At 66.3% G+C, this 18,416-nt stretch carries 17 protein-coding genes and 1 pseudogene; 6 read left to right on the top strand and 12 right to left on the bottom strand.

Translation table 11 applies throughout. The annotated features are described in order from the left end of the window. From RMO40_RS16895 to RMO40_RS16905, 3 genes are all read right to left on the bottom strand, one after another. Positions 1 to 680, bottom strand: a 680-nt coding sequence (locus RMO40_RS16895; RefSeq protein ID WP_309723938.1) for a PAS domain-containing protein, incomplete at its 3' end; no start/stop codon positions are given. Continuing rightward, a complete protein-coding gene (locus tag RMO40_RS16900) occupies positions 677 to 1,978 on the bottom strand; it encodes an HD domain-containing phosphohydrolase (RefSeq protein WP_309723940.1) in 1,302 nt (433 codons plus the stop codon). The genes RMO40_RS16895 and RMO40_RS16900, both read right to left, overlap by 4 nt. Before the next feature lie 189 nt (positions 1,979 to 2,167). Next, complete coding sequence (locus RMO40_RS16905) at positions 2,168 to 2,608, bottom strand: AsnC family transcriptional regulator (protein WP_309723942.1); 441 nt, start codon at positions 2,606 to 2,608, stop codon at positions 2,168 to 2,170. A 123-nt stretch (positions 2,609 to 2,731) separates the two neighbouring features. Between RMO40_RS16905 and RMO40_RS16910 the strand changes: the two are divergent. Then, positions 2,732 to 3,847: pseudogene (locus RMO40_RS16910) on the top strand (saccharopine dehydrogenase family protein). Positions 3,848 to 3,853: 6 nt separating this feature from the next. On the opposite strand, the gene RMO40_RS16915 reads toward RMO40_RS16910, so the two are convergent. Next, the gene (locus RMO40_RS16915; RefSeq protein ID WP_309723944.1) at positions 3,854 to 4,252 is read right to left on the bottom strand and encodes a hypothetical protein; all 399 of its coding nucleotides are present in this window, start codon (positions 4,250 to 4,252) and stop codon (positions 3,854 to 3,856) included. 248 nt (positions 4,253 to 4,500) lie between these two features. On the opposite strand from RMO40_RS16915, the gene pcaF reads away from it, so the two are divergent. Beyond that, positions 4,501 to 5,703: a 3-oxoadipyl-CoA thiolase gene (gene pcaF / locus RMO40_RS16920; RefSeq protein WP_309723946.1), complete on the top strand. Its 1,203-nt coding sequence runs from the start codon at positions 4,501 to 4,503 to the stop codon at positions 5,701 to 5,703. A gap of 86 nt (positions 5,704 to 5,789) precedes the next feature. Beyond that, positions 5,790 to 7,652: a diguanylate cyclase domain-containing protein gene (locus tag RMO40_RS16925; protein ID WP_309723948.1), complete on the top strand. Its 1,863-nt coding sequence runs from the start codon at positions 5,790 to 5,792 to the stop codon at positions 7,650 to 7,652. 21 nt (positions 7,653 to 7,673) lie between these two features. Here RMO40_RS16925 and RMO40_RS16930 read toward each other — a convergent pair whose 3' ends face one another. From RMO40_RS16930 to rocD, 3 genes are all read right to left on the bottom strand, one after another. After that, the gene (locus tag RMO40_RS16930; protein ID WP_309723954.1) at positions 7,674 to 7,892 is read right to left on the bottom strand and encodes a hypothetical protein; all 219 of its coding nucleotides are present in this window, start codon (positions 7,890 to 7,892) and stop codon (positions 7,674 to 7,676) included. A 238-nt stretch (positions 7,893 to 8,130) separates the two neighbouring features. Then, positions 8,131 to 9,027 carry an aldo/keto reductase gene (locus RMO40_RS16935; protein WP_309723956.1) on the bottom strand — a complete coding sequence of 299 codons (897 nt, stop codon included), beginning with the start codon at positions 9,025 to 9,027 and terminating at the stop codon, positions 8,131 to 8,133. Positions 9,028 to 9,074: 47 nt separating this feature from the next. After that, positions 9,075 to 10,316: an ornithine--oxo-acid transaminase gene (gene rocD, locus RMO40_RS16940; RefSeq protein WP_309723958.1), complete on the bottom strand. Its 1,242-nt coding sequence runs from the start codon at positions 10,314 to 10,316 to the stop codon at positions 9,075 to 9,077. A 120-nt stretch (positions 10,317 to 10,436) separates the two neighbouring features. On the opposite strand from rocD, the gene RMO40_RS16945 reads away from it, so the two are divergent. The 3 genes from RMO40_RS16945 (at position 10,437) to pobA (ending at position 13,046) form a co-directional block, all read left to right on the top strand. Further along, positions 10,437 to 10,910 (top strand): Lrp/AsnC family transcriptional regulator, encoded by a 474-nt coding sequence (locus RMO40_RS16945; RefSeq protein WP_309723960.1) that lies wholly within the window; start codon positions 10,437 to 10,439, stop codon positions 10,908 to 10,910. A 97-nt stretch (positions 10,911 to 11,007) separates the two neighbouring features. Then, the gene (locus RMO40_RS16950; protein WP_309723962.1) at positions 11,008 to 11,835 is read left to right on the top strand and encodes an IclR family transcriptional regulator domain-containing protein; all 828 of its coding nucleotides are present in this window, start codon (positions 11,008 to 11,010) and stop codon (positions 11,833 to 11,835) included. 20 nt (positions 11,836 to 11,855) lie between these two features. Next, complete coding sequence (gene pobA, locus RMO40_RS16955; protein ID WP_309723964.1) at positions 11,856 to 13,046, top strand: 4-hydroxybenzoate 3-monooxygenase; 1,191 nt, start codon at positions 11,856 to 11,858, stop codon at positions 13,044 to 13,046. 767 nt (positions 13,047 to 13,813) lie between these two features. Here the strand turns inward: pobA and RMO40_RS16960 are convergent. The 5 genes from RMO40_RS16960 to RMO40_RS16980 form a co-directional block, all read right to left on the bottom strand. After that, the gene (locus tag RMO40_RS16960; RefSeq protein ID WP_309723967.1) at positions 13,814 to 14,521 is read right to left on the bottom strand and encodes an ATP-binding cassette domain-containing protein; all 708 of its coding nucleotides are present in this window, start codon (positions 14,519 to 14,521) and stop codon (positions 13,814 to 13,816) included. Beyond that, positions 14,514 to 15,269 carry an ATP-binding cassette domain-containing protein gene (locus tag RMO40_RS16965; protein WP_309723969.1) on the bottom strand — a complete coding sequence of 252 codons (756 nt, stop codon included), beginning with the start codon at positions 15,267 to 15,269 and terminating at the stop codon, positions 14,514 to 14,516. The genes RMO40_RS16960 and RMO40_RS16965 overlap by 8 nt, the downstream gene beginning before the upstream one ends. Next, positions 15,266 to 16,222 (bottom strand): ABC transporter permease subunit, encoded by a 957-nt coding sequence (locus tag RMO40_RS16970; protein ID WP_309723972.1) that lies wholly within the window; start codon positions 16,220 to 16,222, stop codon positions 15,266 to 15,268. Before RMO40_RS16970 ends, RMO40_RS16965 begins: the two co-directional genes overlap by 4 nt. Then, positions 16,219 to 17,079 (bottom strand): ABC transporter permease subunit, encoded by an 861-nt coding sequence (locus RMO40_RS16975; RefSeq protein WP_309723974.1) that lies wholly within the window; start codon positions 17,077 to 17,079, stop codon positions 16,219 to 16,221. The genes RMO40_RS16970 and RMO40_RS16975 overlap by 4 nt, the downstream gene beginning before the upstream one ends. 168 nt (positions 17,080 to 17,247) lie before the next feature. Next, positions 17,248 to 18,393 carry an ABC transporter substrate-binding protein gene (locus RMO40_RS16980; protein WP_309723977.1) on the bottom strand — a complete coding sequence of 382 codons (1,146 nt, stop codon included), beginning with the start codon at positions 18,391 to 18,393 and terminating at the stop codon, positions 17,248 to 17,250. Positions 18,394 to 18,416 lie beyond the last annotated feature (23 nt).

Raw genomic sequence — 18,416 nt, forward strand, 5'->3', positions numbered from 1 at the left:
CGCTCGATCACCTTGCCCGAATGCAGCGTGAGCACATCGGTGGTTTGCAGCAGGGCGGCGTCCATGATGGCGTTGAGGCGGCGGCTGTAGTCGTCACCGTCGCCCCCTTGGGAGACCACGCTGCGGCGCATCCAGTCGTGCACCGCGCGGTCGTCGCGCTGGGTCAGCAGCTCTTCGGGCAGGCCCCACAAGCTGGCAAAGCGGCGGTTGAAGTTGCGGATGGCGCCGCTCAGGTCGGTGACCAGGACGCCGTCGGCGCTCGATTCGAGCGTGGCACGCAGCTCGGCCACACGGGTCTCCAACTCGTCTTCCACCTTGCGCTGGTTGCTGAGGTCGCGCAGCGTGACCACCAGCACGTCGTCACAGCCCAGCCTGCTCACGCGGCGGGTGACGGGCACGATGGCGCCGTCGAATCGGCGCACCACGCTGTCAGACAGAATCGCATCGGTGAGCCCGGCGGCCACTTCGTTCCAGAACACGATGTCTTCGGCGGTGGCGCTCAGGTCGGCTGCAGCCCGGCCACGCAGCGCCCACGCATCGGTGCCGAGCAGGGTGCCGGCCGCCGTGTTGGCAGCGACGATGTGCAAGGTGGTGGTGTCGACCAGCCAGACCGGGTCGAGCAAGCCTTCAATCAGCGCCGACCAGTGTTCGAGTTTGGCCTCTCGCGCCGCGGCGCTCACGCCGCCATCTCCACCGCCGCCAAGTCAGGCTCGAAGAAGTAAGCCACCCGCGGGCGCGGCGACAGGTACTCCAGCGACTCGGTAGGCAGCTGCTGCGGCTTCAGGCTGCGGCGGATGCCCAGGCGGGGCTCGGTCTCGAGGTTGAGCAGCAAGGCCTCATCGCGCGAGACGCGCGGTTCGTGCACCATCACGCGCGGCTTCAACGGCCGCGTCGAGTTGACCGACATCACCATCGCATAACGGTCGTCGGTGAGCTGCACCACCGAGCCGGGCGGGTAGACCCCCATCATCTTGATGAAGGCGCCGAGGATGGCGGTGTCGTAGCGGTTCTTTCCCTGAGCAAAGAGCAAGGACAACGCCTCGTGCGGCGTGAGCGCACGAGAAGGCACGTGCGGGTTGCACATGTTGTCGTAGCGGTTGACCAGCGAGACGATGCGCGCGGCCGTGGTCATGCGGTCGCTGTTGAGCTTGAGCGGGAAGCCGCTGCCGTCGGCGTGCTCATGGTGCTGCGCGATCACCAGCGTGGCACCGGGCTTCAAGCTCATCTTCTTGGCGATGGTGACGCCGTGCGCCACGTGCTCTTGATAAAACTGGTTTTCGGCCGGCGTGAAATGTTCTTCGCGGTGGCGCACACGCTCGGGCAGCTCGATCTTGCCGATGTCGTGCAGCATCGAGCCCACCCCCAGGTCGACCATCTCGGGGGCCGACAGGCCAAAGGTCTTGCCCATCAACAGCGAGATCACCGCCACGTTGACGGCGTGCAGCGAGGCCTTGTCGCCAGCCCCCTCGGTGAGCAGGCGAATGCACATGTCCTGCTGGCCGATCATCTTGTCGACAAAGGCCTGGGCGAGCGCTTCGGTTTGTTCGCGTGCCTCTTGCGGCTTGGTGGGCACCAGGTCGGTGGCGTGTTTGCAGGCCTTGGTGGCTTCGGCAAACTGGTGTTCGCACAGTTGCAGCGAGGCGCGCTGCGTCATGAGGGCTTCGCGGCGCTGGCGGCGCTCGGTGGCCTCGGGGGGCTCGACCTTGACTGGCGCTGTGGCGGGGGCCACCCCATCGATCACGGGCACCGATGCCAGGGGCATGCTCGTGACTGAGCCCGCGTCAACATCGCTTTTCTCGGGGCTCCAGCGCACCCGCTGCTTGCCCAATGAACGGATGGTGGCGATCTGGGCCGACGAGCCGATCTTGAAGCTGCTCAGCGGAAAAGGGTGGGACATCCATCCACCGTCAAGGTGGACGAACATCCCTATGCGCAGTTGCGCAACGTCGATCAGCGATGGTGTTGATACTTCTTTCATGCCGGTAGCCGGGAGGCTCCGTGAATCTGCAGCTTGTGTTTCTTTTCGGCGGCCGCTCCCTCTCACTTGAACCGATTATGTTCAGCCACCCCAGGAATGCACCTGCTACATCTGACAGTGCGCGGCAGTGCGTGCAAGCAGTTTCGTGCGGTATTGCGCAGTCGCCAGACCAGCCTGGCGCCTGCCCACTCAGCGTTCGATGCGTGTCGACAAGACGATGGCCGAGGTGGTGCGCTCCACGCCGTCGAGCGCGCCGATGCGGTCGATCAGGGCGTCGAGCTCGCCGATCGAGTGCGCCGCCACCACGGCGATCAGGTCGAACGGGCCGCTCACCGAATGCAACACCCGCACCTCGGCGATCTTGCGCAAGGCCTGCTCGATGGCGCCGCTCTGGCGCGGCGCCACGGTGATGAACACATGGGCACGCACCAACGCCGCCTCAGTGGCATCTGGCACGACCACGGTGTAGCCGACCACCACTCGCTGGCGCTCCAGGCGCTCGATGCGGCTTTGCACCGTGGTGCGCGACAGGCCCAGCGCCCGCGCCAGCTGTGCCACGGGCGCACGGGCGTTTTCGCGCAGCAGGGCGAGCAGGGCGCGGTCGGTTCCATCGAGCGTGGGGATTGGCATATAGATCAAAAGTGATCGGCAATACGCCGAAATATGCGCGTCGATACGTCATAAGTCCAGCTGCCATTTGCACCCAGGCTGAGCAGAATCGAAGCCATTGTTTGCAAACAGCAGGGCATGGCCATGAAAGACATTCTGGTGATCGGCGGCGGCAAGATCGGTTCGGTGGTGGCGGCCTTGCTCGTCAATGCCAGTGGCGACACACGCTACCGCGTGACAGTGGGCGACCGTTCGGCCGCACAACTCGCCGACGTGCAGCGCGAAACCCCGTCGCCCGAGCTCGACACCCTGGTGCTCGACGTCAACGACGCCGCCCAGCTGCGCGCCGCGCTGCAAGGTCGCTTTGCCGTGCTGAGCGCCGCGCCCTACCACCTGACCGTCAAGGTGGCGGAGGCTGCCCGCGAAGCCGGCGTTCATTACCTCGACCTGACCGAAGACGTGGCCAGCACCCGCCGCATTCGCGAGCTGGCGGTCGGCGCGTCATCCACCTTCATCCCGCAGTGCGGCCTGGCCCCCGGCTTCATCTCCATCGTGGCGGCCGACCTGGCGCGCCAGTTCGACAGCCTCGACAGCGTGCGCATGCGTGTCGGCGCCCTGCCCGCCTACCCGAGCAACGCACTGAACTACAACCTGACCTGGAGCACCGAGGGCGTCATCAACGAGTATTGCGAGCCGTGCGAAGCCATCGTCAACGGCCGCATCACCGAAGTGCCGGCGCTCGAAGAGCGCGAGGAGTTTTCGCTCGACGGCGTGTTGTACGAAGCCTTCAACACCTCAGGCGGCCTGGGCACCTTGTGCGAGACGCTGGAGGGCAAGGTGCGCACGCTCAACTACCGCACCATCCGCTACCCGGGCCACGCGGCCATCATGAAGGCGCTGCTGCACGACCTGCGCCTGCGCGACCGGCGCGACGTGCTGAAAGACATTCTCGAAAACTCACTGCCCGCCACCATGCAAGACGTGGTGATCGTGTTCGTGACCGTGGCCGGCTAGCGCGAGGGCCGCCTGCAACAAGACACCTACGCCCGCAAGATCTACAGCCACGTGCTGGCCGGGCGCATGCGCAGCGCGATCCAGATCACCACCGCGAGCAGCCTGTGCGCCATGCTCGACATGCTGGCCACCGGGCAGCTGCCGCAGAGCGGTTTCGTGCGGCAAGAAGATGTGCGCTTGGGTGACTTTCTGGCCAACCGCTTCGGTCACGTCTACGCGATGGACGAGCTGGCCCACGCGGCCTGAGGCCCCCTACTTGCAGCGGCCGGTGGCCGCGTCGAGCACCAGCAGCGGCAACGCGAGCAAGCCCATGTGGGCGTTGGCGTAGCCGCCCTCGCCGCCCTTGAGGCAGTTGCCGCGCGCGCCAGAGGCGATGCCTTTTCGAAGCGCCTCCTGCGCGTCGGCCGGCGCATTCCCGAGTTGTTCATCCACCCGCGTCGCCAAACCCTTCTGGCGCGCGGACTCGCGCACAGCACGCTGGACACTGTCTGTGCTCAAGGCCGGTTCGGCAACAGCCGGCGCGGCGCTCTCGGTCGGCGGCGCTTCGGCCTGGGTGGTCGCCGGGGCGGCGGCGGGTTGAGCAGAAGTTTCGGCGCGACGTTGAATGCGACGTGCCGGGCCTCGTTCGGGCAACCGGGTCACAGACGTCACCACAGGCTCTGGCACAAGTGACGGCGCGATCCAGCGCGTGGACATTGCAGGCGCATGAGGCACCGCCATGTCCACACTCACGCGCAACGAAAGTCCCCATCCCAGCAGCAGCGTGTGCAGTGCACACACCGCGGCCAAGACGGGCCCAATTCTGCGTAGCGGGACGACGTTCATGGCAAGGGCATGGTAGCGACACGCGCACCATAATTCGACCCATCATTTCGCTTCAACATCCGCCGGGAGACACCATGAACCAAGCCTTCATCTGCGACGCGATCCGCACCCCTTTCGGTCGCTATGGCGGCGCACTCTCCTCGGTGCGTGCCGACGACCTGGGCGCCATTCCGTTGAAGGCGCTGATGGCCCGCAACCCGAAGGTGGATTGGGCCGCCATCACCGACGTGATCTACGGTTGTGCCAACCAGGCCGGTGAAGACAACCGCAACGTGGCGCGCATGTCGGCCCTGCTTGCCGGCCTGCCGCTCGAGTTGCCTGGCGCCACGCTCAACCGCCTGTGCGGCTCGGGCATGGACGCGGTCGGCACCGCCGCGCGCGCCATCAAGTCGGGCGAAGCGCAGTTGATGATCGCGGGTGGTGTGGAGAGCATGAGCCGCGCGCCCTTCGTGATGCCCAAGGCCGAAAGCGCCTTCAGCCGCAGCAACGCGGTGTATGACACCACCATCGGCTGGCGCTTCGTCAACAAGCTGATGAAAGAGATGTACGGCGTCGACTCGATGCCCGAGACGGCGGAGAACGTGGCCACCGATTTCAAGATCGAGCGAGAAGCGCAAGACCGCATGGCACTCGCCTCGCAGCTCAAGGCGGTGGCCGCGCAAAAGAGCGGCTTCTTTGACGCCGAGATCACGCCGGTCACCCTCTTGCAGAAAAAGGGCGACCCGCTGGTCGTCCAACAAGACGAACACCCGCGCGAAACCAGCCTCGAAGCCCTGGCCAAGTTGAAGGGCGTGGTGCGCCCCGACGGCACCGTGACCGCCGGCAACGCCTCGGGTGTGAACGACGGCGCGGTCGCACTGCTGCTCGCCAGCGACTCCGCCGCCGTGAAATACGGCCTCACGCCGCGCGCGCGCATCGTCGGCATGGCCACCGCCGGTGTGGCGCCGCGCATCATGGGCATCGGCCCGGCGCCCGCCACGCGCAAGGTGCTGGCGCTGACCGGCCTGAAGCTGGAGCAGATCGACGTGATCGAGCTGAACGAAGCCTTCGCCGCCCAAGGCCTGGCCGTGTTGCGCGAGCTCGGCCTGAAAGACGACGACGCGCGAGTCAACCCCAACGGCGGCGCGATTGCGCTCGGCCACCCGCTGGGCGCGAGCGGCGCACGGCTGGTCACCACGGCGGTGAACCAGTTGCACCAGACCGGTGGGCGCTACGCGCTGTGCACCATGTGCATCGGCGTGGGCCAGGGCATTGCCATCGTGATCGAGCGCGTTTAAAAGCGCCGATCTGCCCACCCGGAGCGGGTCTTTTCCCCCGATCGGAGTCCGGGCCGCCGTGCGTCAATGCGGTGGTCAGGATCTCCATGGTCACCACACCCACGCCTCCGAACCCAAGCCGTCCGCTTGCATCGCTGCAAGCGATCGTCGCGCTGGCGGGCGTGCTGCTGTTGGGACTGCTCGCGCTGGCGGTGGGGTTGACGCTGCGCACCGAGTACCACCGCGCGGTCGACAACGTGTTGAACGACAGCGAGCGCACGGCGCAGAAGCTGGCGTTTCGCACCAGCGAAGTGTTTGACCGGGTCAACCAGTCGACGCTGCTGGTCAAGTACTTCAATGAGGGCGAGCAACTCCCACCGCTGCAGGGCTTGCGTCTGAGCGGCGTGCTCGCCAACGACGTGACCCGTGCGGTCTTCATGACCGACCGCGCCGGCTTCGTGACCGACAGCACCTCCGACCTGGTGGCCTTGAACATCGCCGACGAAGACGACTTCAAGGCCCACAAACGGCAAGCCGATCTTGACGTGACCATCGGCCTCACGGCACCGCAACCGCTGGCCCATGGCTGGGCCATCCCGGTGTCGCGCCGCCTGAATTCACCCGGTGGCGAGTTTGACGGCCTCATCGTGGCCGCGGTCGACCCGTCGTCGTTGTCCGAGGGTTACGCCAAGACCGAAGCCCCCGACACCGCCATCGGCGTGGTGGGCCTGGACGGCATCTACCGCTCGCGCGTCGTCGGCGGCAAGGTGAGTTTTGGTGAAAAAATCGATGTGGCCCACTTGGAGCGCAGCGCGCGCAACATGCAGACCCTGCGCCGCCCACTGGCCAGCCCGATCGACAAGGTGGAGCGCTTTCTGGCCGTGGTGCGAGTGCCCAACTACCCGCTGCTCGCCGTGGTGGCGGTGCGGGCCGACACGGCCCTGGCCGATTACCACCATGCACGCAGTCGCATCATCGGCTGGGCCGCAGCGCTGGGCGCCTTGATCCTGGCCGGCGGCCTGCTGCTGGGGACCAAGCTCGGGCAGTTGCAAGTGAGCCGGGAGCAGACACGCCGCGCCGAAGCGGCGTTTCGCGCCACCATTGAAGGCAGCCTCGATGCGGTGTGCCTGATGCGCGCCCAGCGCGACGCACGTGGCGCGCTGATCGACATGCAAATCACCGACTGCAACAGCCGCGCCGCCGCCATCGTCGGGCGCATCCGCAGCGAGGTGCTGGGCCAGTTGCTGTGCACGCTGGCACCGTCGATCCGGGGCTTCATGCCGCGCTTCGAGCGCGCCATCCAGAGCGGCCATGCCAGCCACACCGAAGTGCAGGCCACCGAGCCACGCATCCAGGGCCGCTGGATGCACCTCCAGGTGGTGCCCTACGAAGATGGCGTGGCCCTGATCAGCCGCGACGTCACCGAGCGCAAACAAGCTGAAAGTACACTCGCCGACCTGGCCCGCCTGGACACGCTCACCCAACTGGGTAACCGCCGCGACTTCGAGCAGCGCCTCGTGCAAGCGCAACAGCGCAGCCTGCGCAACGGCCAGAGCCTGGCCCTGCTGTTTGTCGACCTCGATGGCTTCAAGTCGGTCAACGACCAGCACGGCCACGCCACCGGCGACCTGCTGTTGATCGAAGTGGCCAAACGGCTGCGCGACTGCGTGCGGCTCACCGACACGGTCAATCGCCTGGGTGGCGACGAGTTCACCGTCACGCTCGAAGGCGCCGGTGGCGAGGACAGCGTTGCGGCCTTGTGTGAACGCATCGTCGAGGCGCTCTCCAGACCCTATGAGCTGGGCGACAAGCGGGTGGTGTCGACCCCCAGCATCGGCGCGGCGGTACTCGAAGCCGGAGAGTCTCTCAGCGCCTTCCAGCACCGCGCCGACAGCGCCATGTATGCCGCCAAACGCGCAGGCAAGGGCTGCTTTCGTTTTGCCGACAGCGCAGTCGCGGCAACCGCCTGAGATCATTTCCTGAGGACGGGGTCAGCCCGGATGGCGCAGCAGCAGCGGCGGCGGCCAAGCCAGGTGCGCTTCAGCCCTTTGCGCACTCGCAAGGAAGCCCGGCACATGCAGTCCTGGCGCATCACGCCCCTCAGTGCTCCGCAGCGCGATGTGCAGGCCAGCCTGGCCGGTGTGATCGGTGCCGTGGGCGACGCGGGCTTCGAGCGCAGCGCGCTGGCCAGCGTCAACGGCGCCTTGCAAGCAGCCTCGTGGTCGGTGTACCGGGTCTGGCGCGACCGGGCGCCGGTGCTTCACCTGTCCTCGAGCCACGGGGTGCGCGACACCACGCGCGAGTGCTTCCAGGCCTACCGCATCGCCGCCGACTTGGGGCTCAGCGTGGCCACCGTCAAGACCTGCAGCCGCCGCGCCTTCGAGCGCATGGGGCTGCACTTCAAGTGCGAGCTGTTCGCGGCCTTCGTCGGATGCAGCCAGGGCCTGTTCAGGGTACCCGCTGCCCGGTGGCGGCGCACCAGATTTCGGTCCACTCGGCCGCATCGAGGCGCAGATCGAGTGCGGCCAGTGCTTCGCGCAAGGCCTCGGGGCGGCGTGAGCCGACGATGGGCAGCGGCCGGCTCGGCAGGCGCAGCAGCCAGGCGTGGGCGACGGTCGCGGCGCTCGTGTCGCGGCGCTGCGCGATGGCGGTGAGCGCCTGTCGCACACGCTGCGCCGCGGGCTCTTCACTGGTGAACAGCGCCCCGCCGGCCAGCGGCGACCAGATCATCGGCCGCACGCGCAGGCGCTGGCATTGGTCGAGCGTGCCGTCGTCGAGCACCTGGCGGTTGAGCGGGTGCAGCTCGACCTGGTTGGTCGACAAGGGGATGCGCGAATTCAGCAGCTCGAACTGCGCCGGCGTGAAGTTGGAAACTCCCACACCGCGCAGCTTGCCGGCGGCGATGAGTTGCTCGAACACACGCGCCACTTCGTCGGCATCGAGCAGGGGGTCGGGGCGGTGGATCATCAGCAGGTCGAGGTGGTCGGTGCGCAGCTGCTGCAAGGCGTTGTCGACCGTCCAGGTGATGTGCGCGGCGCTCGTGTCGTAGTGCTTGATGGCGTGGCCGGGCCGCTGCGGCGAGACGAGCTTGATGCCCAGCTTGCTGATCAGCTGCATGTGCTGGCGCAGGCCGGGCTTGAGCGCCAAGGCTTCGCCGAACAAACCCTCGCCCAGGTAGCCGCCGTAGATGTCGGCATGGTCGAAGCTCGTGGCGCCGAGCTCGATGCATTGTTCAATCCAGCGCAGCCGCTCTTGCGGCGACCAGCCCCACTCCGACAGGCGCCACGCGCCCACGACAACAGGCGACAGGCGGGGGCCGCCGGGGGAGAGTTCGACGAGGTTCATGGTGTGGCGAGAAGTTGCGGGCACAAGCACCCGATTCTCGCCCCGCTTCAGCGCTGCAACACGCGCTGCAGCGCTTCCACCGCCGCGTCGATCTGCTCGCGCTCGATCACCAGCGGCGGCGCGAGGCGCACCACGGTGTGGTGGGTGTCCTTGGTGAGCACACCTTCTTGCATCAGGCCTTCACAGACTTCGCGCGCGCTGGCGAATGCCGGGTCGATCTGCACGCCGATCAGCAGGCCGCGACCGCGCACGTCGGTGATGGCCGGGTGCTTCAGCTGGCGCAGCCGCGCCATCAGGTAGTCGCCCTGCTCTTGCGCGCGGCGCGCGAGCTGCTCGCGCTCCAGCAGCTGCAGCGCGGCCAGGCCCACGGCGGCGGCCAGCGGGTTGCCGCCGAAAGTGCTTCCGTGATCGCCGGGGGTGAACTGCGCCATCACGTCGTCGCGCGCAAGGAATGCACTCACCGGCAGCAGGCCACCACCGAGCGCCTTGCCCAGCATCAGGCCATCGGGTTTGATGCCGTCGTGGTCGCAGGCGAGCAGCGCGCCGGTGCGGCCGAGGCCGGTCTGCACCTCGTCGCAAATCATCAGGATGTTGTGGCGCGTGCAGATCTCGCGCACCGCCTTCAGGTAACCCTCGGGCGGCACGATGATGCCGGCCTCGCCCTGGATCGGCTCGACGATGAAGGCCGCGGTGTGCGGCGTGATGGCAGCCTCCAGTGCCTGCGCGTCGCCAAACGGCACGGCACTGAAGCCGGGCGCAAACGGCCCGAAGCCATCGCGGTACTGCGCTTCGGTCGAGAAGCCGACGATGGTGGTGGTGCGCCCGGCGAAGTTGCCTTCGGCCACCAGGATGTGTGCGTGGCCCTCGGGCACGCCCTTCACCTTGTAGGCCCACTTGCGCGCGGCCTTGATGGCGGTCTCGACGGCTTCGGCGCCGCTGTTCATCGGCAGCGCACGCGCCATGCCGGTCATGCGGCAAAGCGTTTGCAGAAACGGGCCGAGCTGGTCGGTGTGGAAGGCGCGGCTGGTCACCGCGAGCTTTTGCGCCTGCTCGGTGAGGGCGTTCACCAGCACCGGGTGGCTGTGGCCGAAGCTCACCGCCGAGTAGGCCGACATCATGTCGAGGTAACGCCGCCCGCTGTCATCGAAGAGGTAGACCCCGGCGCCGCGTGTGAGCACCACCGGCAGCGGGTGGTAGTTGTGCGCGCCGTAGAGGGCTTCGAGGTGGATGGGCGAGGCGCTGGTGGGTGTGCGTTGGCGCAGAGCGGCGGCGCGGGCGGCGGTGGTCATGGGGTTCGTTCCTTGGCAGAGACCTTACCAGTCTAGGCAAGGCCGCACGAAATTTGCATTCCATTTCTTGCGTGATCAACGTCTAATCTACAAGATTCGTTCACTTTCATCCAAACAATCGTGGCAGAGCAAGAAATCGACTCCCTCGACCGCAAGATTCTGAGCGCCTTGCAGGCCGATGGCCGGGCCAGCAACGTGGAGCTGTCGGCGCAGGTGCATTTGTCGGCGCCGCAGTGTTTTCGCCGCGTGCGCGCGCTCGAAGAGCGCGGCGTGATCCGCGGTTACCGCGCTGACGTGCAACCCAGTGCGCTGGGCCTGGGTGTGATGGCCTATGTGAGCCTCAACATCGACGGCGGCCAGTTCGGCCGGGTGCGCGAGATCGAGGCCGACATCCGCGCCTACCCGCAAATATTGGAGTGCCACACCGTCTCGGGCGACAGCGACTACCTGCTCAAGGTGGTGGCGCGTGACCTCAAGGCCCTGAGCCAGTTCCTCACCGACCAGCTGATGCAGGTGCCCGGCGTCGACGACGTGCGCTCGATGATCTGCATGGAAGAGATCAAGGCCCCATCTCCCTTGCCCGTGGGGCCGTGAAGTGATCCGCTAATCGCCCTTTTGCGGCGAATATCGATGGATATGATGATGATGAATAACTATATTCCTGCCATCGACCTGCGCCCACTCCTGCCCCATGAACGCCCTCGACAACTTTGAAGCCTTGCTCCACGAAGACGCCATCACCCCCCTGCCGCCCGAGCCCGAAGGCCCGCACAAGCGCGACCTGATCGCCGGACTGGAAAAGGGCCTGGCGGTGATCGAAGCCTTTGACCAGGACCGCCCGCGCCTGACCATCAGCGAGGTCGCGCAACGCTGCCACCTGACCCGCGCCGCCGCCCGTCGCTACCTGATCACGCTCGAGCACCTGGGTTATGTGAGCAGCGACCGCCGCATGTATTCGCTCAGCCCCAAGGTGCTGCGCCTGGGACAGAGCTACATGCACTCGGCCCGCCTGCCGCGCATCGTGCAGCCCGAGCTGCACAAGCTCGCGTATGCGCTGAAAGAAGCGTCGTCGGCCGGCGTGCTCGATGGCCACGACGTGATCTGCATCGCCGCCACCGAAGCCGGCCGTCTGGTGTCGTCGACCTTGCAGCCCGGCACGCGTGTTCCCGCCTACTGCACGGCCAATGGCCGCGTGTTGCTCAGCGCCAAGACACCGGCGGAAGTGGACGCCTGGCTCGCCACCCAGACGCTGGAGCCGCGCACGCCCCACACCCTGACCGACGCCGCCGAGCTGCGCACCGAGATCAACCGCATCCGCCTGCGCGGCCACGCGCTGATCGACCAGGAGTTCGAGCTCGGGCTGCGCACCGTCTCGGTCCCGCTCAAGAACTACCGCGGCGAAGTGCTGGCCGCGATGAACGTGAGCGTGAACGCCGCCCGCGTCAGCATGACGCAGCTGGTCGACGACTGCCTGCCCGCCTTGCTGCAGGCGCAAGCCCGCCTGCGCAGCGCGCTCTGATAGACAAGAAGGCAGCACACATGCGAGTTCAAGTTGCCATCGTTGGTGGCGGCCCTTCCGGCTTGTTGCTCGGTGCGCTGTTGCACCAGGCGGGCATCGACGCCATCGTGATCGAACAGCGCAGCCCCGACTACGTGCTCAGCCGCATCCGCGCCGGTGTGCTGGAGCAGGGCATGGTCAACCTGATGGACCGCATCGGCCTGGGCCGGCGCATGCATGCCGAAGGCATGGTGCATGGCGGCTTCAACCTGGGTTACCGCAACACGCGCCACCGCATCGACCTGGACAAGTTGACCGGCGGCAAGCACGTGATGGTCTACGGCCAGACCGAAGTCACCCACGACCTGATGGACGCACGCGCCGCGGCCGGCGCCAAGACGGTGTACGAGGCCGAAAACGTGCAGCTGCACGACTTCGACGGCGCTTCGCCACGTGTCACCTACACCCAAGATGGCATGCAGCACGAAGTGCAGTGCGACTTCATCGCCGGCTGCGACGGCTACCACGGTGCCAGCCGTGCGGCGGTGCCGGCGGCATCCATCCGCCAGCACGAGCGTGTGTACCCCTTCGGTTGGCTGGGCGTGCTCAGCGACACACCACCGGTGGCTCACGAGTTGATCTACTCGAACCACGAGCGAGGTTTCGCGCTGTGCAGCATGCGCTCGAAGACACGCAGCCGCTACTACATCCAGTGCGCGCTCGACGACAAGGTGGAGCGCTGGAGCGACCAGGCCTTCTGGGACGAGTTGCGTTTGCGGCTCGACCCCGAAGCGGCCGAACGCATGGTCACCGGGCCGTCGATCGAAAAGAGCATCGCGCCCTTGCGCAGCTTCGTGGCCGAACCGATGCGCTTCGGCCGGCTGTTCCTGGCCGGCGACGCCGCACACATCGTGCCGCCCACCGGCGCCAAGGGCCTGAACCTCGCGGCCTCCGACGTTCACTACCTCTCGCACGGCTTGATCGAGCACTACCAGGACAAGAGCCAAGCCGGCATCAACGCCTACTCCGACCGCTCGCTGCGCCGCGTGTGGAAAGCGGTGCGCTTCTCGTGGTGGTTCACCTCACTGATGCACCGCTTCCCCGCGCACGAGCACGACCGTGGCGACATCGGCCAGAAGATTCAGGAGGCGGAGATCGACTACCTGCTGGGCTCGACTGCTGCATCGACTGCGTTGGCTGAGAACTATGTGGGGTTGCCGCTGGAGGTTTGATGGCGCTGTCGCGCTGTGGCAGCGAGCCGCTTCGCGAGCGTGTTTCTTCTGCCTACCAGCGGGTGCGCCGGGTATTCGCCCCGGCGGGCGAGTCACTTTCATTTGTCGCGCCAAATGAAAGTAACCAAAGCAAAGGCGCTCTCCATTTGACCGAGGGGTGTGGCTACAAGCTACGGCCGATGAGGCGCCATGCTGGGGACACGCCGCACACATGCTGCGATTTCTCCACGCCTCGCTTCGCATCGGCGCGAATGGAGTGACGCGACATCAAGCCGACGCGCAGCGAGGCCGGCTGGTGTTCATCCTCCCCTTCGGACGAGCTGAGCAGCGCAGGGCTTTGCGGGGCGCGCGCAGCGCGCATCCATAACTGACTTCGGGCGGCTGTTTGAGCGCAGCGCCGGCACGGCGCGAAGCGAGTTCTGCCCGACCCGCAAAGACCGAGCAGCGCAAGGCAGCCCTCGCATCGCGAGGGCCGAGTCGGCAGGGTCGCTTTCTTTGCCCCCTTTCTTTGTCGACACAAAGTTCGCAAAGCGGGGATCTGCTCACATTGCGAAACCAAGTTATTCAGATAACAAAGGGGGTAGGCCGCCGGGCCGAACTCCCGGCGCGGCCTCACGCAGTGAACAAGATCACCAACCCGAAGCGGCACAAGGCTTCGATCCGCGAAGCGGACCCCGTCCTGAGCTTGTCGAAGGGTCAGCCCGAACGGGTGGAGGTACGCAACCATCCTGGATTCCCGCCTGCGCGGGAATGACGGGCTCGGCCGTTCAGGCCCGTGCCACCGCCAGCCAGCGGTCCAGCTGAGACGGGTCGGCAAGCAGCGCGGCGCTGTCGCCGCGGTGCACCACGGTGCCGCGGTCGAGCACCACCGCTTGGTGCGTGATCGGCAGGATCATGCGCGGGTTCTGCTCCACGATGATGGCCGACATGCCTTCGTCGCGCACCACGCGGGCGATGCAGCGCAGCAGCTCTTCCACGATGATGGGCGCCAGGCCTTCGAGCGGCTCGTCGAGCAGCAGCAGCTTGGGGTTCAACACCAGCGCGCGCGCCACGGCCAGCATCTGCTGCTCGCCGCCCGAGAGCTGGTTGCCCATGTTCGATTGGCGCTCGGCCAGGCGCGGAAACATCTCGTAGGCGCGCTGCACCGTCCAGGCCCCAGGCCGCGCCACGGCCGTGAGGTTCTCATCCACCGTGAGCGACTTGAAGATGTTGCGCTCTTGCGGCACCCAGCCGATGCCGGCGGCGGCGCGCTGGTGTGGTGCGAGCGTGGTGATGTCTTGCCCACCGAGAAAGATGCGGCCCGCATGGCGGCGTGTCACACCCACCAGCGAGTTCATCAGCGTGGTCTTGCCGGTGCCGTTGCGGCCCAAGAGCGCCAGCGACTGGCCTTGTTCGAGCGAGAGGTCGACGCCCTGCACGACCACGGCCTCGCCGTAGCCTGAGCGCAGTTGTTCGACGCGAAGAAGTTCAGCCATGAACGCCCTCGCCGAGGTAGACCGCCTTCACACGCGGGTCGTTGGAGATGCTGGCCACGTCGCCTTCGGCGAACACCGCGCCGTTGACCAGCACGCTGACCGTTTTTGCAAAGTTGAACACCAGGTCCATGTCGTGTTCGATCAGCAGAACGGACACGTCGGTCGGCAGCGCGTTGATGGTGTCGAAAATTTCCTGCCGCTCACCTTCGGGCACACCGGCCACGGGTTCGTCTAGCAGCAGCACGCGCGGCTCGCTGGCCAATGCGGTCGCAATCTCCAGCAGGCGGCGCTTGCCGTAGGCAAGCTCGCTGACCTTCTGGTCCATCACGTCATCGAGGCGGAACTGTTTGAGCAGCTTCTCGCACAGGCCGGCCACACGCGCGTCTGACCCGAGCGGCTTCCACCACTGCTGGCTGATGCCGAGCCGCGCACTCACCGTGAGCGCCAGCGACTGCAGCGGCGTCAGCTCGTTGAACAGCTGGTTGATCTGGAAGGTGCGCACGATGCCGCGACGCACACGCTGGTGCGGCGCCAGCTGGGTGATGTCTTGCCCATCGAGTGAGATGCGGCCCGAGGTGGGCTCCAGCACGCCGGTGAGCAGGTTGACGAGCGTGGTCTTGCCGGCGCCGTTGGGGCCGATCAGCGCGTGGCGTGCGCCCTTGTGCACCTTCAATGAAACGTCATTCGTCGGCGTGATGCCGCCAAAACGTTTCAGCAAATTGTGGGTTTCCAACACGAAGGTGCTCATGACTTCTTCCACCACGTCCAGGGGCGGATCAAGCGGTCCCGCCCCACCATCACCAGCACCACGAGGAAGAGGCCCAGCCAGAACGTCCAGTACTGGGGCGTCCAGGCCGAGAGCAGCTCGTGCAACAACTTGAACGCAATGGCGCCGAAGATGCCGCCATACAAATATCCGGTGCCGCCGATCACCACCATCAGCATCAGGTCGGCACTGCGATGGAAGTCGAGCCCATCGAGCGAGGCAAAGCCCGAGGTCTGCGCCATCAGCGCGCCCGCCATGCCGGCGATGGCGGCGGCGAGTGTGTAGACGGCGGCGAGGCGCAGGTTGACCGACAGGCCGATGCTGGTGGCGCGCAGGCGGTTGTCGCGCAGCGCCTTGAGCGAGTAGCCAAAGGGCGAGTGCACGATGCGCCGCGCGATCAGCATCACGACGATGAGCGTGACCAGGCTGTAGGCGTAGGCGGTGCGGCCGTAGAGGTCGAACTCGAAGCGGCCGAGGACCGCGCCCATCGTGATGCCTTGCAGGCCGTCGGCGCCACCGGTGAATTCGAGCTTGTTGGCGAGTTCGTACAGCACCGCCGCCACACCCAGCGTGACCATCAGGCGCGTGAGGTCGCTGCCGCGCAGCACCAGCACGCTGCACACCGCGCCCAACACGGCCGATGCCCCCATCGCCACGGCCAAGCCGACCAGCGGGTCGGGCATCACGTGTTTGGCAAACAGTCCCGCCGCATAAGCACCGAAGCCGAAGAAGGCCGCGTGGCCCAACGACACGATGCCGGCAAAGCCGAGGATGAGGTCGAGCGACACCGCAAACAGCGCCAGGATCGCGATCTCGTTCAACAGCAGCACGTGGCCACCGGGGATGAAGAGCGACACGATGGCCACCGCCCCCAGCGCCATCTCCCACCAGCGCCAGCGTGCGTCGCCACGCAACGAGTTTTGCACCGCGCTCATTTCGAGCCCTTCTGTCCGAACAGCCCTTGCGGCCGCAGCGTGAGGATGACGATCATCAGCGTGTAGACGATGAAGGAGCCGAGCTTGGGCGCGTAGTACTTGCCGAACACATCGGCAATGCCGAGCAGCAAGGCGGCCAGCAGCGGGCCGGTGATGGTGGTGGTGCCACCCACCGACACCACGATCAAAAAGTACACCATGAACTTGAGCGGGAAGGTGGGGTCGAGGCCCAGCACTTCGGCACCCAACGCGCCGCCCAGGCCCGCCAGGCCCGAGCCCACGGCGAAAGTGAAGAGGAACACCTGGTTGACGTTGATGCCCAGGCCTTGTGCGACACGCGGGTCATCGACCGCCGCGCGCAGGCGGCTGCCAAAACGTGTGCGCGCCAGCACCAGTTGCAGCGCCACCGTGAGCAGGCCACACACCACGATGATGAACAGGCGGTACTTGCCGATGCCCACCGCCGCGAAGTCGAAGCGGCCGCGCAGCCACTCGGGCACCGAGATCATCTGCTGCTGCGAGCCGATGAAGTAATCGACCGCCGTCACCGCCATGAAGACGAGGCCGATGGAGAACAGCACCTGGTCCAGGTGCGGGCGTTTATACATGGGCCGGTACAGCGTGCGCTCGAACAGCGCGCCGACCAGCGCGGTGAGCGCAAAGGCGATGGGCAGCGTGGCGAGGAAAGGCACGCCCAGCTTGTTCATCAACAACACGGTGGTGTAGCCACCGGCCATGGCGAAGGCGCCATGGGCCAGGTTGATGAAGTTCATCAAGCCCATGGTGACGGCCAGGCCGACGGACAGCACGAACAGCAGCATGCCGTAGGCGATGCCGTCGAAGAGGAGGGTCAGCATGGAGTTGGTTCGATGGTAGGGAGAGGTCGCATGACCTCTCCCGCTACCCCAGTCCGTTCGGGCTGAGCCTGTCGAAGCCAGCGCTGTGCACAGGCGCACCCTTCGACAGGCTCAGGGCGAACGGAGAACTGAGAAAGGGGGGGTGTGGTCCAGCGATCGAGGGAAAGATTACTTCGCCGCGGCCTTGCCCGGGTCTTTCACCTGCTTCTCCACATCGAACTCGACGTTGTAAAGCTGCCCGCCCACACGCTCGACTTTGCGAATGTGCATGTCGTGGATCACATCGCGCGTTTCGGGGTCGATGGTGATCATGCCGCGTGGGCTCTCGAACGTGGCGCCCTTCATCGCGGCGATGAGTGCGTCGCCGCCGCCCTGGCCCTTGGTGGCAGCCAGTGCCTTGTAGATCAGCGCCATGCCGTCATAACCGGCCACGCCCATGAAGTTGGGGCGGAACTTGTTGGCGGCTTCGAATTCGGCCACGAACTTCTTGTTCATCGGCGTGTTGTGCGAGGCCGAGTAGTGGTGCGAGGTCACCACGCCGAGCGCCACGTCGCCCATGTCATTCAACTGGTCGTCGTCGGTCACGTCGCCGGTGCCGATGAGCTTGATGCCCGACTTGTCGAGCCCGCGCTCGGCAAACTGTTTCATGAAGGCCGCACCCTGGCCCGAGGGCAAGAACACAAACACCGCATCGGGCTTCTCGTCGCGCACCTTCTGCAGGAAGGGCGCGAAATCAGGGCTCTTGAGCGGCGAGCGGATCTCGGCGATCACCTGGCCCCCCTTGGCGGTGAACTGGCTCTTGAAAAACTTCTCGGCGTCGATGCCGGGGGCGTAGTCGCTCACCAGCGTGACCACACGTTTGATCTTGTTTTTGGCCGCCCACTCGGCAATGCTCACCGCCGCTTGCGGCAGCGTGAAGCTGGTGCGCACGATGTAAGGCGAGGCGGTGGTGATCACCGACGTGGCCGCGGCCGTCACGACCATCGGCGTCTTGCTCTGGGTGGCAATCGGCGCGGTCGCCATGGCGGTGGGGGTGATGCCGAAACCGGCGATCACGTCGACCTTGTCATTGACCACCAGCTCTTGCGCGATGCGGCGGGTGGTGTCAGCCACCGCCCCGTCGTCCTTGACGATGAGCTCGATCTTGCGGCCGGCCACGGTGCTGCCGTTTTGCGCCATGTAGAGTTTGACTGCGGCTTCGATCTGGCGGCCGGTGGAAGCCGACTGGCCCGTCATGGGCAGGATGAACCCGATCTTGAACGGCGCGGTCTGCGCAAAGCCCGAGGGCAGGCACAGGGCGAGCGCGACCGGGATGAGTCCTTTGAGGACTTGGCGTT

The sequence above is a fragment of the Rhizobacter sp. genome (genome assembly GCF_031412075.1).
Lineage (GTDB): Bacteria > Pseudomonadota > Gammaproteobacteria > Burkholderiales > Burkholderiaceae_C > Rhizobacter.